This is a genomic window from Chryseosolibacter histidinae, assembly GCF_018598225.1.
GTDB classification, from domain to species: domain Bacteria; phylum Bacteroidota; class Bacteroidia; order Cytophagales; family Cyclobacteriaceae; genus Chryseosolibacter; species Chryseosolibacter histidini.
This window is the reverse complement of sequence record NZ_JAHESF010000035.1, coordinates 36,412-54,646: the sequence shown is the minus strand read 5'-3', so window position 1 is coordinate 54,646 and position 18,235 is coordinate 36,412. Positions and strand designations below refer to the sequence as shown.

The window sequence follows — 18,235 nt, the reverse complement described above, 5'->3', positions numbered from 1 at the left end:
CTAGTCTGCGTCTTCCCGAAGCACGTAACCCATCCCCACCACCGTATGGATCAACTTCTTTGCTCCCGGCCTGTCGATCTTTCGCCTGACATGGTTAATGTATACGTCAACAACGTTCGTGTTCGTGTTGAAATTTATATCCCATACTTTTTCCAGTATTTCCAGCCGGGAGAATACACGCCCCTTGTTCTTCACCAGAAATTCAAGGAGGTTATACTCCGTGGCGGTCAGGTTGATCCGTTCCCCGGACCGGGTCACCAGCTTACCGAGCGTATCGAGTGCGAGATCGTCTACCTGAATCACCGAATTATCAACCGCGCTTTTTCCGTGAGACCTTCGCACAACGGCGCTGATCCTCGCCAGCAGCTCCGTAAACTTAAATGGCTTGGTAATATAATCATCCGCGCCGGTTTCAAGTCCCATCACAATATTTTCCGACGTGCCAAGGGCGGTCAGCATGATGATGGGAACACCGATGTTCTGACTTCTTACTTTCCTGCACAGCTCCACACCATTCATTCCGGGAAGCATCACGTCGAGCAGCACAACATCCGGCAAAGCAGAACGAATCATCTGCAGGCCGGTCAGCCCATCCATGGCAACGGATACTTCATGACGCGCTTCCATCAAGCCACGCCTGACAAATGAGATCACGTTGGGCTCGTCCTCGATCAACAGTATTTTCATGGCCGAAAAGGTAATGTACAACACCAATTAAAAAAAGCCGGTAGCATCAAGAGCGGTCGGTTAAGAGATTAGAGTATTATTAGAATTTCTGGATATTGGTGAACACTAACATTGGTTGGGTGCATGTTGGTGAAGAACACCAACATGGGCACACCAACATCGGCACACCAACATGGGTACACTGACATGGCTTACAACACATAAAATTCTTCGTCCGATACCTTTGCAGCGAGGCGATCGTGCTTTGGCTCGTTAAAATCCTCCATCATTTCACGGATGTTCCGCTCGATGGTTGCAGCAATGGTTGTCATCGGTGTGTCTGTCGGTTTGTTCTCGAAAGGATCCTGCAGGTGAATGGCCATCTTCTCGATAAAAAGAAAACTTGCGGAAATAAGAATGATGAGGGGAACAACAACGATGCCGAGGTACTCGGTTAATCCGAACGGGAGAAGTATGATGAACAGGTACAAGGCGAAGTTGATATAGAGACCGTAGGTGGTCGGGAACACGGTATTTTTGATCCGCTCACATTTTCCCATGGCATCACATAATCTTGTCAACGTCCTGTCGAGCTCTACCTGCTGAAACGGATTCAACCAGCCTCTTTCCATGGCTACCTGGATGTCTTTGCCGTGCAAGCTCAAAAGCGCGTTGGGAATGTGTCCATGGGCGGCAACAAACCTTTGCTCGTCTGCGCAGAGCAGGTCACGCGCGTGGAGCATTGGGTCTTTCTTTCGGAGACTATTTCCTAAACTATAACACCACATGATCTGCCGCTTGGCGAAACGGCGCACGAAGTCGTCTGCCGTCACACTGTACTCGGGATCATTCATGAAGGTTTTGATCTGGCGGATGAGGGTCCGCGAATCATTAACGATCGCTCCCCAGATGATCCTGGCTTCCCACCAGCGATCATAAGCCTGATTGGATCGAAAAGCTAACAAAAGGGAGATCACGGTTCCTACAATTGCCGGCACCGACAGGGGCAGCATGATGTGGTGAAGATTGAGCAATTTATGAAATATGCCGAACGAGATGGCGTAGATGGACACTGCGGCAATTTCAAGCCTGATCTTACCGACGATGTATGACCAGGGAATATTTTTGTTCAACAACATAGCTTTGGATCGTGTCGTTAAATGGTGAGAATAGGAAGTCCGAAAGTGCCTGCGTCGCGATCATGCTCCACGGGCAAACCTTTTTTTCGTTTTGGCTTTACGATCAGGTCGATCTGCATTTTTTCCACGATCGTCCGGGTGGAGCCATACTCCTGCCCTTCCACCATTGACTTATGAATAACGTGAAAGGGATATTGCTGAACAGCAACACTGCTGGCCTGCTGCTGCGATTCATCCAGGTACAGCGCACGTTGAATACCTTTCACTGTCTCCGCGTTGCCGGGCAGCAACATCATTGGGTACCGGCTCGTATGAAAAAGCCTGAGCGCAAACTGGTGGATATACTCCGGGCTTTGCTGAAAAGACTGCGGCACCACAACCATGTCGGGCTCAAATCTTTCCATCATTCTGTTGAACTTCGGCTGGGAAAGGCCAAACTGGTGATGCAGGCTCACTTCAGCCTTCTCATGGGCCGCCTTTTTATGCTGGTTCCAAAAAGAGATGATCGCGTCACGTTTACTGACGTCGATATGATCTTTGGCATCCAGGAAAAGCAGCTCGGTGATCGAGTCAGAGATCTCCGAAATGGTGCACAGTGTGATCTCAGCGGCTGAGCCCTGGTAGATGTCTGTCGCTAAACGAAGTGCTGTTTTTGTGTCTTCTTCAAACGTGGTTGGGATCAGAACTTTCTTTTTCATAGTGTTACTTTTTTTCTTGCTCAAAAAAAAGTAAGCGCTATTAACAGCCCCTGAACCCAGAATTATAATTTGATGAAAACTATTTTAATCAGATTTTAATTTTGAGATAAGCCCCACGGCTCCTCGTACTCAACAAGCGTTACGTTATTCTCCGACGGGTGTTTGGATCATTTCTCGAATTAAAGCCCAGCCAGCCGGACTTTCACTATAGCGAATATATAACACCATGGAGCGACCTTTAAATGTAAATGGTTTGCCGTCTCCCCTGGGAGTTCCCTCTATTGTAAAACTGGAAATTTCAGTTGCTGTGTTTCCGTGGATCTCAAAGCTCTCTATCTGATGCTCTTTAAAGTTGAGGCTATAGGCTTCAAAAGCTCCCTTCAGGTTTTTAATATTGGCGTCTCGTCCTACCAGCAAATTATCATATGAAAGGGCCTTCACAACATTGGGGTGATGATACAACGTTACTGTTTGCACATCACCATTACGAAAAGCCAGGCTTAAGTCAGCCCTGAGTTTTTGAAACGCTTCAATATCGGCTTCGTTTGAAACAGAATTCTTGTTTGTATTACAAGTGAAAAACACAAAACTGCAAAGTGCCAAAAGGGCGAGGGTTAAATACTTCATGCTACGTTTTTAAAGTCAAGATATGTGTTGTTAGTCCTGATTTCAACCGGGATTGCCCACTGTACTTGCTTAGATGACGAAGCACGCGGAATTATTGCTGAACAGCGTAAAACGTGAATGCAGGTTCACGCAAAGACCGCAAAGAGGGGCGCAAAGGTTTTTTAAAAGGCAAAAGGTATTAGATCACCGGAGGCAATCTGAACTGCACCCGTTCAGGGGAACTAAGTTCCCTGGAAAGACTTTGCTACGAACCAGGTTTTAAAAGGCGCCGGAAGAAACTTCCGCGCCAGGTAGTCACGCAAAGGCGGCGCAGTGGGCCTTAGTCTGAAGACTCACTTATTTCGGGGCACAAGTGAGCCTCCCACAGCCCTACACACAACACTTGCGCCAGCCATAGGGGCCACCGCACTGCCTTACGCACAACACTTGCGCCAGCCGTTACCAACAGCGCTGACGCGCACACAACGCTAGCGCCAGTCAAGGCCGGGTAAACCTGAAATGATACACGCCTTCAAGGCCCGTCATTCTGCCGGTGGTGTATTGCCGTTCTGCGATGACAAAGTCCATGTCGAGCGTTTTGGCGTCGCTGCTGAGCACCAGGTTTATCAGCACGGCATTGTCGCGGAGGATGGTGGTGGTAGTGGAACTGTCCGGGAATGCCCAGGTTCCACTGGAGGCCCAGGCCAGTCCTCCGTTGGTTGTGGAATAGGTATTGGCTCCGATCGTCAGGCGCATGGAGGTGTATTCGGTCGTGATGTTCACACCATCACGCTTTACTTCTACCGGCGTCCAGGAGGCACCGGTGAGTTTTTTGCTGATGCTTTGTTGCGCGGATTCATTCTCCTTGTCACAAGCGGCTTGCAACAGTAGCAGGCTGGTGAATGTGACAGCGATCAATAAGTTCTTCCTCATAGCTTGATAATTTTTGTTTGATGTACAGTTTTACCGGTTCTTACTTCCACCAGGTAGAACCCGGGTTTCCATTGGCTGGTATCCACTTCAGTGCTTTCTCCCGGAGAACCGTTTTCATACACACTACCGCCTACTGCCGAGCGGATCACAACATGCCGGAGTGTTTCGCCGGATACATTATGTTGGATCACCAGCGTGTGCTGAACAGGATTGGGATAAACCCGGAGCTCCTGTTCGGGTGTTGTTTCAACTGATGTGATAACAGCAATGGCGATCTTAAAACGAACCATAGCCGAGCCGTTGAACGCATCGGATGCCTTCAGCTGAATATCGATGGAACGATCCGCCATACCAGGAGTTCCACTGAAGGTGCGGGTCCCTGCATTGAGGGTCAGCCATGCAGGCAAGGGTTGCCCGCTTTCCTGCAGGGCTGTATAGGTGAGGGCGTCGTTGTCAGCATCGTTGAATACGCCTGCGTCGAACGTGAACGTGAAGGGCATCAGTTGCATGGCTTCTTGCTGCGGAATGGACTTCACAGCAACCGGTGGCGAATTCTCTATAACAAGGGCACGGGAAACGTTCGCGGCAGCCTCATAGCTAGTATTACCAGGTTGTGATGCCGTGATGGTTACCTGGCCCTTGGCAACAAAGGTGACGACATTTCCGCTGATGGTGGCGATGGCCGGGTTGGCACTCTGATAAGTAACGGGCAAGCCGGAGGATGCGGTTGCCGTGAGGGTCAACGATACTTCGGTGAATTTTTTAGCCAGGGATTGATCAAAAGTAATGGTCTGCACGCCTTTCGCCACCGTGAATGTCTTCGACACTTCCGCTGCTGCAGCAAAAATATCGTTACCAGCCTGATTCGCTTTAATGGTCGTTGTTCCGGGGCTTACAACGGTCACGGTGTTGCCACTGACAGTTGCCACCTCGGTGTTGGTGCTCGTGTAGCTTACCGGCAATCCCGCGCTGGAAGTTGCCTGCAATGCGAAGGGCGCATCGCCGAAGGATTTGGAACCCTCCAACGTAAACGAGATGGTCTGCGTGGATTTCGAAACCTCCAACGTATGCTCTACACTCACCGCAGGGCTATATTCGCTGTTGCCAGGCTGAGAAGCCGTGATGACCGTGCTGCCAGCGCCTTTGAGGGTCACTGTGTTTCCGGAGATGGTTGCCACAGCAGGGTCTGCGCTTACCAACGTCACTGGCAAACCGGAGGATGCGGTAGCGGAGAGGTTGAATGTTGCGTCGCTGAGCGTTTTGGCTGCCGGTGCCTCAAAGGTGATGGACTGCTCCTTCATCCCCGCAAGGAAAACAAAAGCGTTCGACCTCGGACTTGCTCCATTCGCCTGCGTGAAATCGAATTTCTTCGTATATACTGACGTGGCCGGATCGAATTGAAAGGCTACGCCATACAGTGACGACTGTCCTCCCGAAGAGGTCATGCCATACAGTTTGTTATCCGGCGCAAGCACGAGGCTGCCACGCGGGTTGAATCCGTCGGCGTAACATGCGCCCGAGGCACAACCAAACCGGTGCTTGCGGGTAAGGGCACCTGTTGCCGGATCGAAAGCAAAAATCGTCCCGGTAGTGTTGTTGAAATTAACCATGTAACCGCCAAACATGGTCATGCCATATAACTTCCCGTCGGCAGCAAGCGCAAGCTTCCCGACAGGACGCGTGCCAATGGATGACTCGGACAGATCGGCACTGCTGGAAAAATCGATTTTTTTGGTGTAAGTATTCGTGACCGGATCATATTCAAAAAGCACTCCGCTCTGATTGGTGCCTCCTGCGGCGGTGGTGCCATAAAGTTTTCCATTACCCGCTTGCGTGAGCGTGCCGTCCGGCATCCTTCCATCAACAGCTGAATTAAAAGAGATCTTTGACTGAAATGCGTCAGTAGCAGGATCGTATTCGAACAGGTAGCCGGAAGGAACTTCAAAATTGGTGGGAAGCAATCCGTAAAATTTCCCATTCGATGCCAGTGTGAGGTCGCCTGTGGGATTTTGTCCATTGGGAGAGGTAAAGTCTTTTTTCTTCGTGTACGTATTGGAGGCAGGATCGTACTCGAAGAGAACGCCCAGTCCCTGGCTCCCGCCATTGGTGGTCATGCCATACAATTTTCCGTTGTTGGCGAGCGACATACCTCCGGAAGGTGTGGCGCCATTCGTTCCGGTGAAGTCGATCTTTTTCGTGACTGCGCCCGTTGCAGGATCGAGCTCGAAAATAAAGCCGAGGTTGTTCGGGCCTCCTCTCGACACCGTGCCGTATAATTTTCCATTGCCTGCCTTCACAAGATTTCCAAGCGGATACGCCCCGTTCGTAGCCTTGTTAAAATCGATCTTTGTTTCGAATGTGTTGGTGGTGTAGTCGAATGAAAATATGGTTCCGCGCGGCCCCGAAATTCCGACGGGACTTATGCCGTATAACTTACCATTGTATGCCTTTGTCAGGGTGCCACCGCTGTTGGTCCCTTCCGAAGGGAATTCGTGTCGCTGTGTCACGCTTACAGTAGCAGGATTGAGCTCCAGTAACCTGATATTTGTGACACAATACAATTTTCCATTGGGTGCCTCTGTAAAGCCGTACACGGGCCTGCCTCCCAGCGTAAGGCCAAGCGCCACCACCGATTGAAAAACACCCGTTGCCGGATCGAACTGGAGGATGGCTCCTTCACCGTTAGCCCCGCCCCATTGGGTCAGACCGTACAATTTACCGTTGCTGGTCGACTCGGTCAGGCCGCCATAAGGATTTCTGCCCGAAGCCTCTGTCAGGTCCGCATGCTTTGTATAGGTTGACGTTAGCAGATCATATTCATACAACACACCAAGATCGTTTGCGCCGCCTTCCGGGGTCATGCCATACAACTTTCCATTGCTTGCCTGCATCACGGGACCCGCGGGAGCTGACCCGGTGGCCGTGGTGAAATTATGCTTTATAATAGCGGTTCTGCTGGCGAGGTTGAATTCGTAGATCACACCATAGATACCGGAACCTCCCCAGGGTGCTGTGCCATAAAATTTTCCGTTGGATGCCTCGATAAGCCCTGATCGCGGCTGGTTTCCGAATGACGACAGGAATGTGAACATCACATGATATGTTCCTGCGGCGGGATCGAATTCATAGATCACGCCACGACCGTCAGAACCACCGTATGGCGTGGTGCCATATAATTTGCCGTTGCTGGCCACCATGATGCCTTCGTTTGGCAAATAACCGGTGGACTGCTGAAAGTGATGCACGGCAAAGTATGCCCCAGTAGCGGGATCGTACTCAAATAAAACGCCTGACAGGTATCTGCCACCATAATTGGTAACGCCATAGAACTTGCCATTGGGTGCCATTACCATCGACTTGGGGCGATCTCCCGGGTAGTCGAACTGAAATACTTTTTGCACTGACATATAAGAGGAGGCATCTGCGTTGGTTTTGAAGATGACACCACCGCCGCCCATCCCGTATTCGGACCCGCCTTCGTAGGTCATGCCCCAGAGCACACCCTGGGCCAGTGCATGAATGGATAAAGTAGCTGCTGCGACGGTCAGCAACAGAAAACGAACTGTTTTTTTCATTGTCATGAGATTATATCGGATATTCGTTCAAGCCCTAACCATACCTTAGTTAAGCATAGTTACGTCGCAAACCTCCGCAGAAAGCCTGTCAGAAACCTGCCATCCGATAGCACTGGCCTGCCAAAAGCAACGGTAACGAGCGTTTATGCGAAGAAATCAGGGCGTGGTTGCTTGTCACCCCATGAAGCGCTTTATGAAATTTGTTGTTGTCACCCTCTTCGTCGCCCTGAGCATCGGTGCCCGGGCACAGGTCTCCCCTTCCACCCGGCACCAGGTCGATAGCCTGAAGCTCCGCTTAAAAGAGAAGACCAGCGATTACCTGAAAGCCACTACGCTGGGATCGCTGGCTGGCCATTATATAGACATCGATGCTGATTCGTCTGCCCTGTTGATAGAAGATGCGGCAGCACTTTGCCCTTTACCCGAACATGACACGGCACTGGTGAGGGTGTACCTCAATTACGCGAAGGCGCTGCACGCGAAACGCAAAAAGGACCAGCGATACGCCTACCTGCTCAAGGCAAAAAGCGCCATGAAGACCTTATCGCCTCCTTCGAAATACCGGCGGGCGGTTTATAGCGAGCTGGGCGATCACTACTACAGCCTGCAGCATGGTGACAGTTGTCTGTATTACGACCTTGCCGTGCTCGATAATTCCGTTGACTCTCTCGACATGATCATTGCCCTCAAGCGCGTGGGCGTGACCTACAATAATATAGGGAACACCGTAAAGGCCCTGGAAAGTTACCTGCGCGCGCTCCGGCTGCTGGACAAGTTCGACAACCCTGCGCAAAAAGCGGGAATTCTCAACAACGCCGGCGTACTCTATGAAGATGATGGTGACAACGTGCGGGCGGAACAATATTACAAGGAGGCGCTGACAATATTCCGGGAGATGAAAAATGCCAGACAGATCACCATGGTGCTTACCAACCTGGGCATTGTTTATGACCACGACAACCGGCCCAAAGAAGCGCTTGCCTGTTTTGCCGAAGCAGAAAATTTGCGAAAAGAGAATAACCTGCTTCCCAGCAATCCCCTGCACCTTAACATCGGAAACTCGCTGATGCATTCAGGACGTGCCACCGAAGCCCTAGAAAGATTCCGTACTGCGATGGAGGGATTCAAGCGCAATGACGACAACTATGGGATCAGCCTGGGCTACCGGCACATGGGCGAGGCGTTGTACGATCTGGGGCGCTACCAGGAAGCGGAGAAAACAGAGCTGCTGGCCTTGACCCGTGCCAGGCAACAGGGCGACGCCGAAATCATCCAGCAGGCCACCTTCGATCTCGCCAGGATCTATGGCAAGACAGGTCAGTATAAGAAAGCGTTCGAATACCAGGGAAATTATTTACAAATGCAGGACAGCCTCCGGGGCCGCGACCGGCGCATCAAACTTGGGTTGCTGGAAAAGGAATATGAGCTTGCGCACAAGGAAGATGAGAACAATGCGCTGGCCCGGGAAAATGAGATCCGGAAAATTCAATCGTCGGCCGAGAGAACCACACGCATCGCCCTGGGTACATCGCTCGTTTTTTTCGTGCTGCTCGCTGCGGTGACGGCTTCGGGATATTATCGCACCAAAGCAAAAAACACCCAACTATCCCAGCAAAAATCCAAGATCGAACAGGCCAATCTTCTCATTACACAGCAGGCACAGCAGCTGAAAGATGCCGCTGACATGAAGTCGAGATTCTTTGCCAACGTATCGCATGAGCTCCGAACACCCGTAACACTCGTCAACGGCATGCTTGAGATGATGCAGCAAGGGTCGCCGGAGGGAAAGTCACGCGACCACCTGGATATTGCTGTAGCCAACAGCCGTCGATTACAAACGCTGGTGAACGAAGTACTGGATCTCGCGAAACCGGGTACGGATCAGGCCGTGATCAACAAGAAGCAGGTCACCCTGCTCCCACTCCTTAACAGGATCATCTATTCGTTTGAATCGTTGCTGGTGAAAAAGAATATCCGGCTGGAGGTACAGGTTTCGGCGTTAAAAGATCTGCAGCTTCCGCTGGATGAGGATAAGTTTGAAAAGATCATCAATAACCTGATCTACAATGCCATTAAATTCAACCACGAAGGCGGATGGATCAAAGTGGAAGGCAGGTTCTCTGCTTCGACGGAACGGGTGATCATTGAAGTGAGCGACTCCGGCATCGGCATCCCTGAAAGTGAACAGCCTTATGTTTTTGACCGCTTCTATCAAAGCAGCGCCACGGAAACGAAAAATGGCCAGGGCCTGGGCATCGGACTTTCGCTCGTGAAAGAGCTCACGTTGTTGCATGGAGGCGATGTTGCTGTGCGCAGCCAATTGAACGAAGGATCTGTTTTCACCGTATCACTACCCACGACCCAGGAAGCGGTCTCTCTCCAGGAAAAAGAAGACGAAGATATATCCGCGGAAGCGATACAACTATTTCCCGGTAACTACGAAAAGATGCCGGCGATACTTTTGGTGGAAGATAATGCGGAGATGCGTTACTATTTGAAAGAGATCCTCGGCAATGCGGTAACGATACACGAAACGGTGAACGGCCGGGAGGCACTGCAATGGCTGAAGACAAACACGCCCGACCTGATCCTTTCGGATGTGATGATGCCTGAAATGGATGGTTATGAGTTTTTACATCAGCTGAAAAGTGATGCCCACCTTAGGGGCATTCCGGTGGTGATGCTCACCGCCCGGGCTTCGGAAGAAGACCTGCTTCACGGGCTTCGCCTCGGTGTGGACGATTATATTGTAAAACCATTCAATGCGCTGGAATTGAAGATCCGGATCCACAACCTGCTGACGAATCAATTGATCCGGAAACAGTGGCAGGAAAAACCCGTGGAGCCCGGAGAGCTGCCGCCATCACCGTCTACGAATGACATCTTTATTAAAAAGGTCGAGCAACTGGTAGAAAGCCGGGCAGCGGATGCATCGTTGGGTGTGCCCGATCTTGCCGAACACCTCGCGCTCAGTGAACGGCAACTGTATCGCACAACGGGATCGCTCACGGGCATGACACCCGCACAACTCATCAAGGAGATCAGGCTGAAGATCGCGTTCAAGCTGCTGATGAATAAAAAAGTGACAAAGGTTTCGGCGCTTGCGGCACAGGTTGGGTTTGATAACAGCGCGTATTTTTCACAGCAGTTTTTGGCGAGGTTTGGAAAGAAGCCGGTGGAGTTTCTTTGAAACTCGGAATGCAGGTTCACGCAAAGTGCACCCCGCCTACTCCGCCAGCCGGGGAACTAAGTTCCCCTGGAAAGACCTGGGCTACGAAACCAGAAAGAAAAAGGCGCCGGAAGAAACTTTCCGCGCCAGAGAGGGCACAAGTGAGCCTCCCACAACCCTACACACAACACTTGCGCCAGCACGAGAGGACGCAAAGATTTACATCCGCCAGCTTCCCGCCTGCCCTTTCACAACATTTTGATCAGTTATGAAAAAAAATTGGCCGGTTAGTCACACCCGGTTTGGAAAATTGAAAACTATTCATCAGTATTGTACTGTATTAGTTAAGTAATACAGTAAATCAGTTATGATGGTTACTATCAAGGACTTAAAGTTTAGTTATTCCAAAAAACAGCAGCCGCTGTTCCAGGATCTGCAGTGTGAACTGCCGTCGGGCAGCATTGTGGGACTGTTGGGTAAGAACGGTGCGGGCAAGACTACCCTGCTGAAACTTATGATCGGATTGCTGCAGCCAACAGAGGGCTCGGTGCGCATTATCGGTGAGCAACCCTGGGACCGCCACCCTTCGCTGCTTCAGGAGGTCTATTTCCTGCCGGAAGAGTTTCATCACCCCGGCATCTCCATCGGGAACTACGTAAAAGCAAACTCCGGATTCTATCCCCGTTTTGACGAGGAGCTGCTGCAACGCCTGATCACCGACTTCGAGCTGCCTGACAACAAACGCCTGAACCAGCTGTCGTACGGGCAGAAAAAGAAATTCCTCATCTCCTTTGCTTTATCAACGAAATGCCGGCTCCTGGTGCTGGATGAGCCAACCAACGGTCTGGATATACCTTCTAAGTCCATTTTCAGGAAGGTGATGGCGGGCTCGCTCGATGAAGACCAGCTGGTGATCATATCAACCCACCAGGTAAGGGATGTGGAGAACCTGATCGACCGGGTGTTGATGCTGGAGAAAGGGAAGTTCATCATGCAGAAGAGTCTCTTTGAGATCTCTTCGAACCTTCAGTTTGCCACGGCCACTTCACCCGAGGGTGAAAACGTTCTGTACCACGAGATGGTACCGGGTGGTTACAAAGTGATCAGGCCACAGACAGGGGGAAGCTCTTCTGTTGACATTGAATTGTTGTTCAATGCGATTTCTAATGGTACCGAAAAAATGAGAGAATATGTCAAATAATATATTCAGCAGGAAGCGATTTCTATTGCTGTTCAAGCAACACTTCATTCACAACGCACAATTCCTGTGGTTGTCGACAGGCGCTTACATCGGCGTGATCTTCATCGTGTTGTCCATTGCGCAGATGGGTAACAATCTCCGGCCTCATGAGTTGGACAGTTTCCAGGGATTCCTGGTAGGTTTCGTCACGGTGTTCGGTATTCTGTATGTGGGTCACTCCTTTCCCGCATTCCGGTCGAAAGAAAGCACGATCGGTTTCCTGATGATGCCTGCCTCGGCATTGGAGAAATTTCTGTTTGAGCTTGTCATCCGGATCGGGCTGGTGCTCGTGGCCCTGCCCCTGTTGTATTGGGTCGTCTTTCAATTGCAGGGATACTTCTTTACCATATTCACGGGCGAGGCCTTCGAACCCATCGGCGTGCAGTACCTCGTCAAGCTTGGTGAAAGGCCCGTTGAGCACATGTTCCTGATCTACTCATTCATCACGGGCGGGGTATTGCTTGCGCTTTCGCTCGCTTTCACGGGATCGGCGATGTTCACCAAACAGCCCCTGGTAAAATCTCTCTTCGCCGTGGCCATGGTGGTGATGTTCTTTGTGGGCTATAGTTACATCGTTCTGGAACACCTGGGCGTGGGCCGATACAATCCGCCGGAAGACACCATGTTGCTGGCCCCATCAGGAGAAAAAAGTGCCCTAAGGGCCGTGACCATTGCGTTCTTTACAGGCACTGTGGTCATGCTCTTCGTGGCATTCCGGAAGTTAAAAGAGCGGGAGGTATAATATGCAATTCCAGGAAGGCAAGAGCATTTTTCTGCAGATCGCAGATACGATCACTGAAAAAGTGGTGAGTGGTGAATTTCCCGCCGGAGGAAAAATACCTTCGGTGCGGGAGCTGGCTGCGGCCATGGGCGTAAATCCAAATACAGTTATGCGGACCTATAGTGAACTTCAGTCTATGAACATCATCGAAAATCAACGGGGCATCGGATACTTCGTGAATCCGGAAGCAAAAAAGATCATTCTCAAAGACAAACGGCAGGAGTTCTTTGATAAAGTCCTCCCTGAATTTCTCAGGCAGGCTGCGTTGCTCGGCATCAGCGCCGAGGAGTTGAAAAAACATTTGGAAACATCGAACGGAACAATATGAAGCTCAGCAACAAAATACTTCTTGGTTTTTTCGGATTCATCTTCCTTTATCTCACGGCGGTATTTGCCGAGCTGAGGCTGACGGGAATTCCCAATATTATGGACGACAAGAACAGCATCGCAGAGACGGCAGACATCTCAGGCATCACTTATCTGGTTTTAAGTGACTGCAATAAAGAGGTAAAGGTTATCGGATCTGATCAGCCCCGGCTGGAAGTGCGAAGCTTCTCCGGCGCATTGCTGAACAAATTGAAATATGGGATCTCCGGCGATACCCTTACACTGTCGGGCTTTCAATCAGACATTAGTGGCACTGTAGGGATCTCGGTATTCGTGCCTAGAACCGGTTTAAAAGGAATTACCGTAAAATCTACTTCTGGCACTATTGAAGGGTTGCAGCAAGAGTCTCTGCAGCTTTCACAAAACTCGGGGCGAATATGGATGGAGGACAATAAAATATCCAACATTCAAACGGATCTTTCAAACGGATCTACCCTGAGCATTTCAAAAACACCCCTGGATACGTTGTCTGCCAGGATTGACGGGTCCAGACTGCACGTCCTGGCTCCTGTCGGGCTGGTGCAAGGCACGATAGAAAACAACTCGCGCTTACAGCTGAGCGAGCTCCAGGAAATTCAGGTAAAGAAAGACAAGAACAGCCATTTGTTCATGTATCAATAAATACGGCATACGTTGTAACAAAACCTCTCAAAAAACCTCTTCATAACAGGCACCCTGCGATGTCAGCCCCTAACCCGTTATATCACCCTCAACCTGAAGCGCGATGAACATCGAGATCCGTGGACTTTCAAAGATCTACCCCAATGGTCATGCAGCCATCAAGAACATCGACCTTCAGATAGGCAGCGGCATGTTCGGACTTCTCGGCCCCAACGGCGCGGGAAAATCGAGCTTCATGCGCATACTGGTAACGGTGCAACAGGCCACTTCCGGCACAGTGCTCATGGATGGCATGGACATCAATACACACCGGCATGAGATCCGGAAAATGGTGGGATATCTTCCCCAGGACTTCACATTCTTTTCGAAGCTGAAAACGTGGGAGTTCCTGGATTATGCCGCGCAGCTCTCCACCTCGCTGAAAAGAAAAGAGCGGCTGGCCCGTGTGGACAAGCTGCTGCACCAGGTGGGATTGCTGGAGGTGCGTGAACGTATGGCGAACAAACTTTCCGGCGGTATGAAACGAAGGCTTGGCATTGCACAGGCACTGATCGGTGAACCGAGGTTGTTAGTGATCGACGAGCCTACCACAGGCCTTGACCCCGAAGAACGCATCCGCTTCAGGAACATTCTCTCAGACCTGAGCCAGAAGGACGTGACCATCATACTCTCCACACACATTGTGGGCGACATCAGCAGCACCTGTCACAACATGGCTATGCTCAACAAAGGTGAGGTAGCTTTCAAAGGTTCTCCGGAAGGAATGATCGAGCAGGTACGCGGCCATGTGTGGCAGATCATGCTGGAGGATGAGGAATTCAACGTTTTAAAAGCAAAGTATCCCGTGGTTTCAACGATCCCGGCCCATGGAAAATGGGAAGTACAGCTCATTGCCAACGGCCAGCCGCATCCCGCAGCAAAGGTTGCCAATCCGAACCTGGAGCACGCTTATGTATACTTTATGGAAAATGAATTAGGGGTGTCACTCGTATGATATCGGTAAGCACGATATTGACCATTTCATCGTACGAGGGAAAAGTACTTTGGAGGAACTGGTTTTTCCGCATCATCGCGCTGTTGGGGATCGGCTTCGTCACCATTTTCAACCTGGCTGTTTTTTCGGAGCTCGACAACGCGGACTGGCGCGGGCTTTCCAATGGCTGGATCCTGCCCTATGCGAGCCTGCTGCTGATCAGCATACCACAGGCGGCTGCCGTGATCTTTCTGGCAACCGGGCTGATCAAAAAAGATAAAAAGCTGGACACGAACGAGGTCTTCTTCGTGAGACCGATCACCAACCTCGATTACGTGCTTGGAAAAGCACTGGCGCTGTTCAAACTTTTCTTCCTGCTGAACCTCGTGCTGCTTTGTGTTCCGCTGATCGTTGGGCTTACCAGTCCTGTTGCCACGGTTAACCCGATGGCGTTCATCGTCTATCCCTTGCTGACCAGCGTTCCAACCATTGTGTTTACAACGGGAATCGCGTTTCTGCTGGTGACGGTGATCCGGAATCAACCCATCACCATCGTGTTGCTCATCGGCATCGCGGGTGTTCAGGTGATCTATTACTTCGATAAGTTCTCGAACATTCTTGATTTCACGGCGTTCAGGCTTTCGATGCTGGCCTCGGAGATGACGGGGTTTGTTGACATCGGGTTCGCGCTATGGCAACGCACGTTCTACTTTGTCACCGGCATTGGATTTCTTTTCCTCACGGCTTTTATGCTCGATCGGCTATCCAGTCACAAGTCGGTGCATCGTGCTACGCTGATCACTGGGTGTCTATTGCTTCTGCTCTCCTCCTTTATCATGGTCAGGCTTTGGGATATGCGGCAGGAACCCATTGCCTTCCGTCAGGAGATGATCGATACCAATGGCAGATGGGCGGAGGTGCCCAACATCGACATCGTCTCGCATGCCATCGCCCTGGAATGGGCCGGCCAGGAGATCGCGGGAACCTCTGAACTTGTTGCGAAAAATAACACAGGCGCACTGCTGGATACGATCTACTTTACACTGAATCCGGGTTTGACTGTGGATAGTGTGGCGGTGAACGGCAGATCCACGGAAGTGAACCGGGACTTGCAAATACTCTCTCTGAATAAGGGAATCAGCATTGGTTCCGGTGAAGAACTGAGAGTCCGCATACACTATCATGGTAAGGTGGTGGAGTCAGCCGCGCACCTGGAGGTTGACCAGAAAAGATATGAGAGCACCAATGATCAACTGATGTTCGCGCTGCTGAAGAAATACGCTTTCCTCGAAGACGACTATGTGTTGCTTACAAAAGATGTGCACTGGTATCCGGATACCGGGGTTGGTTATAACCGGAAGTCAGCGGCGAAGGAAAGGCGGTCTTTTATAACGTTTGAGCTAAGCGTAAAAGCACCTGCGGGCAAAGTGCCGGTTTCGCAGGGCGAAGTTGTTATGCGTGATAACGTGTATAAATTCAAACCGGAGTACCCGCTGCCGCACATTTCACTCGTCATCGGCAACTATGATAAAAAAGAAATAACGGTAGACAGCGTGGTCTATTCGGTATATCATTACCCGGAGAACGATTTCTTTCTGCGGCAGCTCGACCTGCTTGGCGACACCCTCAGCCACCTGATCACCGATGTTGCCAATGAATATGAAGATGCGCAAAAGCTGTCGTATCCTTTCAAAAGACTGCAGTTTGTGGAGGTGCCCATTCATTTTGCCGCGTATAACAAGATCTATGAAAGCCACCAGGCGCTGGTGCAGCCGGAAACTGTTTTCTGGCCGGAAGAAGGTGGCGACATGAGACAGTTCGACTTCAGGCGACAAATGAAGGACATGAGTCGTCAGGCCGCCAGGGCCAACCAGGTGCTGACCGATAAACAGAAGCAAGCGAATGTATTCAATGACCTGATCCGGAAAATATTTACCAAACAGACCGGGGAAAGATGGGTGTATGAAAGCAATGATTTCGACAACGCCGATTATTCACTGTTTCCGAACTATTACGATTTCAACTCGGGCATCGTGAGCGAAGACTGGGCATTGCTGAACCGGAGCATTGCAACTTACCTGCGGAACGACAAGCAGGTGCAGAATGACTACTCCCGCGAAGTGAACGGGATCTCGTTCACAGAAGAATGCAATGATCTTATGCGCACGGCCTCGATGACGAAGATCCTGACGGAAGCCGAGTTCAGCAAGATCAACAAATCGGTAACACTTAAAAGCAAGTATCTCTTCTCCTACCTCGGGCAGATCATTGGAGAAAACAATTTCAAATCGTTCCTGTACGACTGGGTGAACAGCCACCAGCATCAGCTGAGCAGCTATGAAGATTTCAGAAAAGCGATGCTTTCCAGGTTCAACACCGACATCGATCCGATCATCCGCAAGGTATATTCCGAAACTGCACAGCCCGCCTTCGAAATTCTCGACGTCCAGAAATACGAGGTCATGGATGGAGACCGGAAGCGCTACCAGGTACTCTTAAAAGCGAAAAACTCCGGCGACAGCGACGGCGTGCTCGAAGTTAAATTCAACCGCAAGAAGCGCTCTGACGATGATAACAACTTTAATTCAAGGCCCAATGAAGAGGCCCCGGAAGAAGCACCCGGCAGACTGTCCGTGATCAAACAGGGAGAAACCAGGCTGTTCGGGTTTGTGCTGGACGAAAAACCGAATGACCTCACGGTGAATACCATCATCTCGCGGAATATACCATCGGTCATCAACCTGTCGATGGGAACATTATCCAGGCGCGATGGGGGATTGTTGTTCGATGGGGAACGTGTGGTTGAAAAAGAAACAGTTTCGAATCAATACGAAGTGATCGTCGACAATGAGGATAAGGGCTTCAGCTCCTTCAGTCCCATCAAGCCAACGATGCTCAAGGCTTACCTCGATCGCCAGAAAGATTCTGCGCAAAAGTATTATGGAAACTGGGACAGCTCGTATTCAAGATGGCTCGCAACAACGGGCTCTGACTTTTACGGCAGCGTGATACGCTCGGCACATTTCACCCGGTCAGGAGATGGTGAAAAGATCGCCACCTGGACACCGGCATTCGCCGAAGAAGGCTTCTATGACATTTACGTGTACATGAAGGGAAAAAATCAAAACGAGCACGTGGGACGCGATGGTGAAGGAAAGCAATTCAATTACGACTATATCGTCCGCAACGGGGATGGTACCGATCACATCAAGTTCAATATCACCAACGCAGAGCCTGGCTGGAACTACCTTGGATCGTATTATTTCAACAAAACGGGCGGAAGTGTTTCGTTAACGGATGCCTGTGACCTGAGGACGGTGTATGCGGATGCGGTGAAGTGGGTGAAGCAGTAGGTACGAGGTTAGAGGTACGAGGTACGGGGAAGTTTAAAGTTTAAAGTTTAAAGTTTAAAGTTACGAGCTACGAGTTAAGAAGTTGAGGGTTGTT

Annotated in this window: 13 protein-coding genes; 7 read left to right on the top strand and 6 right to left on the bottom strand. The window is 50.6% G+C overall.

What is annotated here, in order from left to right:
• The 6 genes from KK083_RS24910 to KK083_RS24885 form a co-directional block, all read right to left on the bottom strand.
• Nucleotides 1-687 (bottom strand): response regulator transcription factor, encoded by a 687-nt coding sequence (locus KK083_RS24910; RefSeq protein ID WP_254168529.1) that lies wholly within the window; start codon nucleotides 685-687, stop codon nucleotides 1-3.
• A gap of 191 nt (nucleotides 688-878) precedes the next feature.
• Nucleotides 879-1,805 (bottom strand): bestrophin family protein, encoded by a 927-nt coding sequence (locus KK083_RS24905; RefSeq protein WP_254168528.1) that lies wholly within the window; start codon nucleotides 1,803-1,805, stop codon nucleotides 879-881.
• A gap of 17 nt (nucleotides 1,806-1,822) precedes the next feature.
• Nucleotides 1,823-2,503, bottom strand: a complete 681-nt coding sequence (locus KK083_RS24900; RefSeq protein WP_254168527.1) for a universal stress protein — start codon at nucleotides 2,501-2,503, stop codon at nucleotides 1,823-1,825.
• 144 nt (nucleotides 2,504-2,647) lie between these two features.
• Nucleotides 2,648-3,130 carry a YybH family protein gene (locus KK083_RS24895; protein ID WP_254168526.1) on the bottom strand — a complete coding sequence of 161 codons (483 nt, stop codon included), beginning with the start codon at nucleotides 3,128-3,130 and terminating at the stop codon, nucleotides 2,648-2,650.
• Between the two features lie 477 nt (nucleotides 3,131-3,607).
• A complete protein-coding gene (locus KK083_RS24890) occupies nucleotides 3,608-4,042 on the bottom strand; it encodes a hypothetical protein (RefSeq protein WP_254168525.1) in 435 nt (144 codons plus the stop codon).
• Entirely contained in the window at nucleotides 4,039-7,617 is a 3,579-nt protein-coding gene (locus KK083_RS24885; RefSeq protein WP_254168524.1) for a choice-of-anchor tandem repeat GloVer-containing protein, read from the bottom strand. Before KK083_RS24885 ends, KK083_RS24890 begins: the two co-directional genes overlap by 4 nt.
• A 193-nt stretch (nucleotides 7,618-7,810) precedes the next feature.
• On the opposite strand from KK083_RS24885, the gene KK083_RS24880 reads away from it, so the two are divergent.
• From KK083_RS24880 to KK083_RS24850, 7 genes are all read left to right on the top strand, one after another.
• Complete coding sequence (locus KK083_RS24880) at nucleotides 7,811-10,807, top strand: DUF2225 domain-containing protein (protein ID WP_254168523.1); 2,997 nt, start codon at nucleotides 7,811-7,813, stop codon at nucleotides 10,805-10,807.
• A 346-nt stretch (nucleotides 10,808-11,153) separates the two neighbouring features.
• Nucleotides 11,154-11,987 (top strand): ABC transporter ATP-binding protein, encoded by an 834-nt coding sequence (locus tag KK083_RS24875; RefSeq protein WP_254168522.1) that lies wholly within the window; start codon nucleotides 11,154-11,156, stop codon nucleotides 11,985-11,987.
• A complete protein-coding gene (locus KK083_RS24870) occupies nucleotides 11,977-12,768 on the top strand; it encodes a hypothetical protein (protein ID WP_254168521.1) in 792 nt (263 codons plus the stop codon). The genes KK083_RS24875 and KK083_RS24870 overlap by 11 nt, the downstream gene beginning before the upstream one ends.
• 1 nt (nucleotide 12,769) lies before the next feature.
• Nucleotides 12,770-13,135, top strand: a complete 366-nt coding sequence (locus tag KK083_RS24865) for a GntR family transcriptional regulator (RefSeq protein ID WP_254168520.1) — start codon at nucleotides 12,770-12,772, stop codon at nucleotides 13,133-13,135.
• Nucleotides 13,132-13,815 (top strand): DUF4097 family beta strand repeat-containing protein, encoded by a 684-nt coding sequence (locus KK083_RS24860; protein ID WP_254168519.1) that lies wholly within the window; start codon nucleotides 13,132-13,134, stop codon nucleotides 13,813-13,815. Before KK083_RS24865 ends, KK083_RS24860 begins: the two co-directional genes overlap by 4 nt.
• A 103-nt stretch (nucleotides 13,816-13,918) precedes the next feature.
• A complete protein-coding gene (locus KK083_RS24855; protein ID WP_254168518.1) occupies nucleotides 13,919-14,809 on the top strand; it encodes an ABC transporter ATP-binding protein in 891 nt (296 codons plus the stop codon).
• Nucleotides 14,806-18,141: a golvesin C-terminal-like domain-containing protein gene (locus KK083_RS24850; RefSeq protein WP_254168517.1), complete on the top strand. Its 3,336-nt coding sequence runs from the start codon at nucleotides 14,806-14,808 to the stop codon at nucleotides 18,139-18,141. Before KK083_RS24855 ends, KK083_RS24850 begins: the two co-directional genes overlap by 4 nt.
• Nucleotides 18,142-18,235 lie beyond the last annotated feature (94 nt).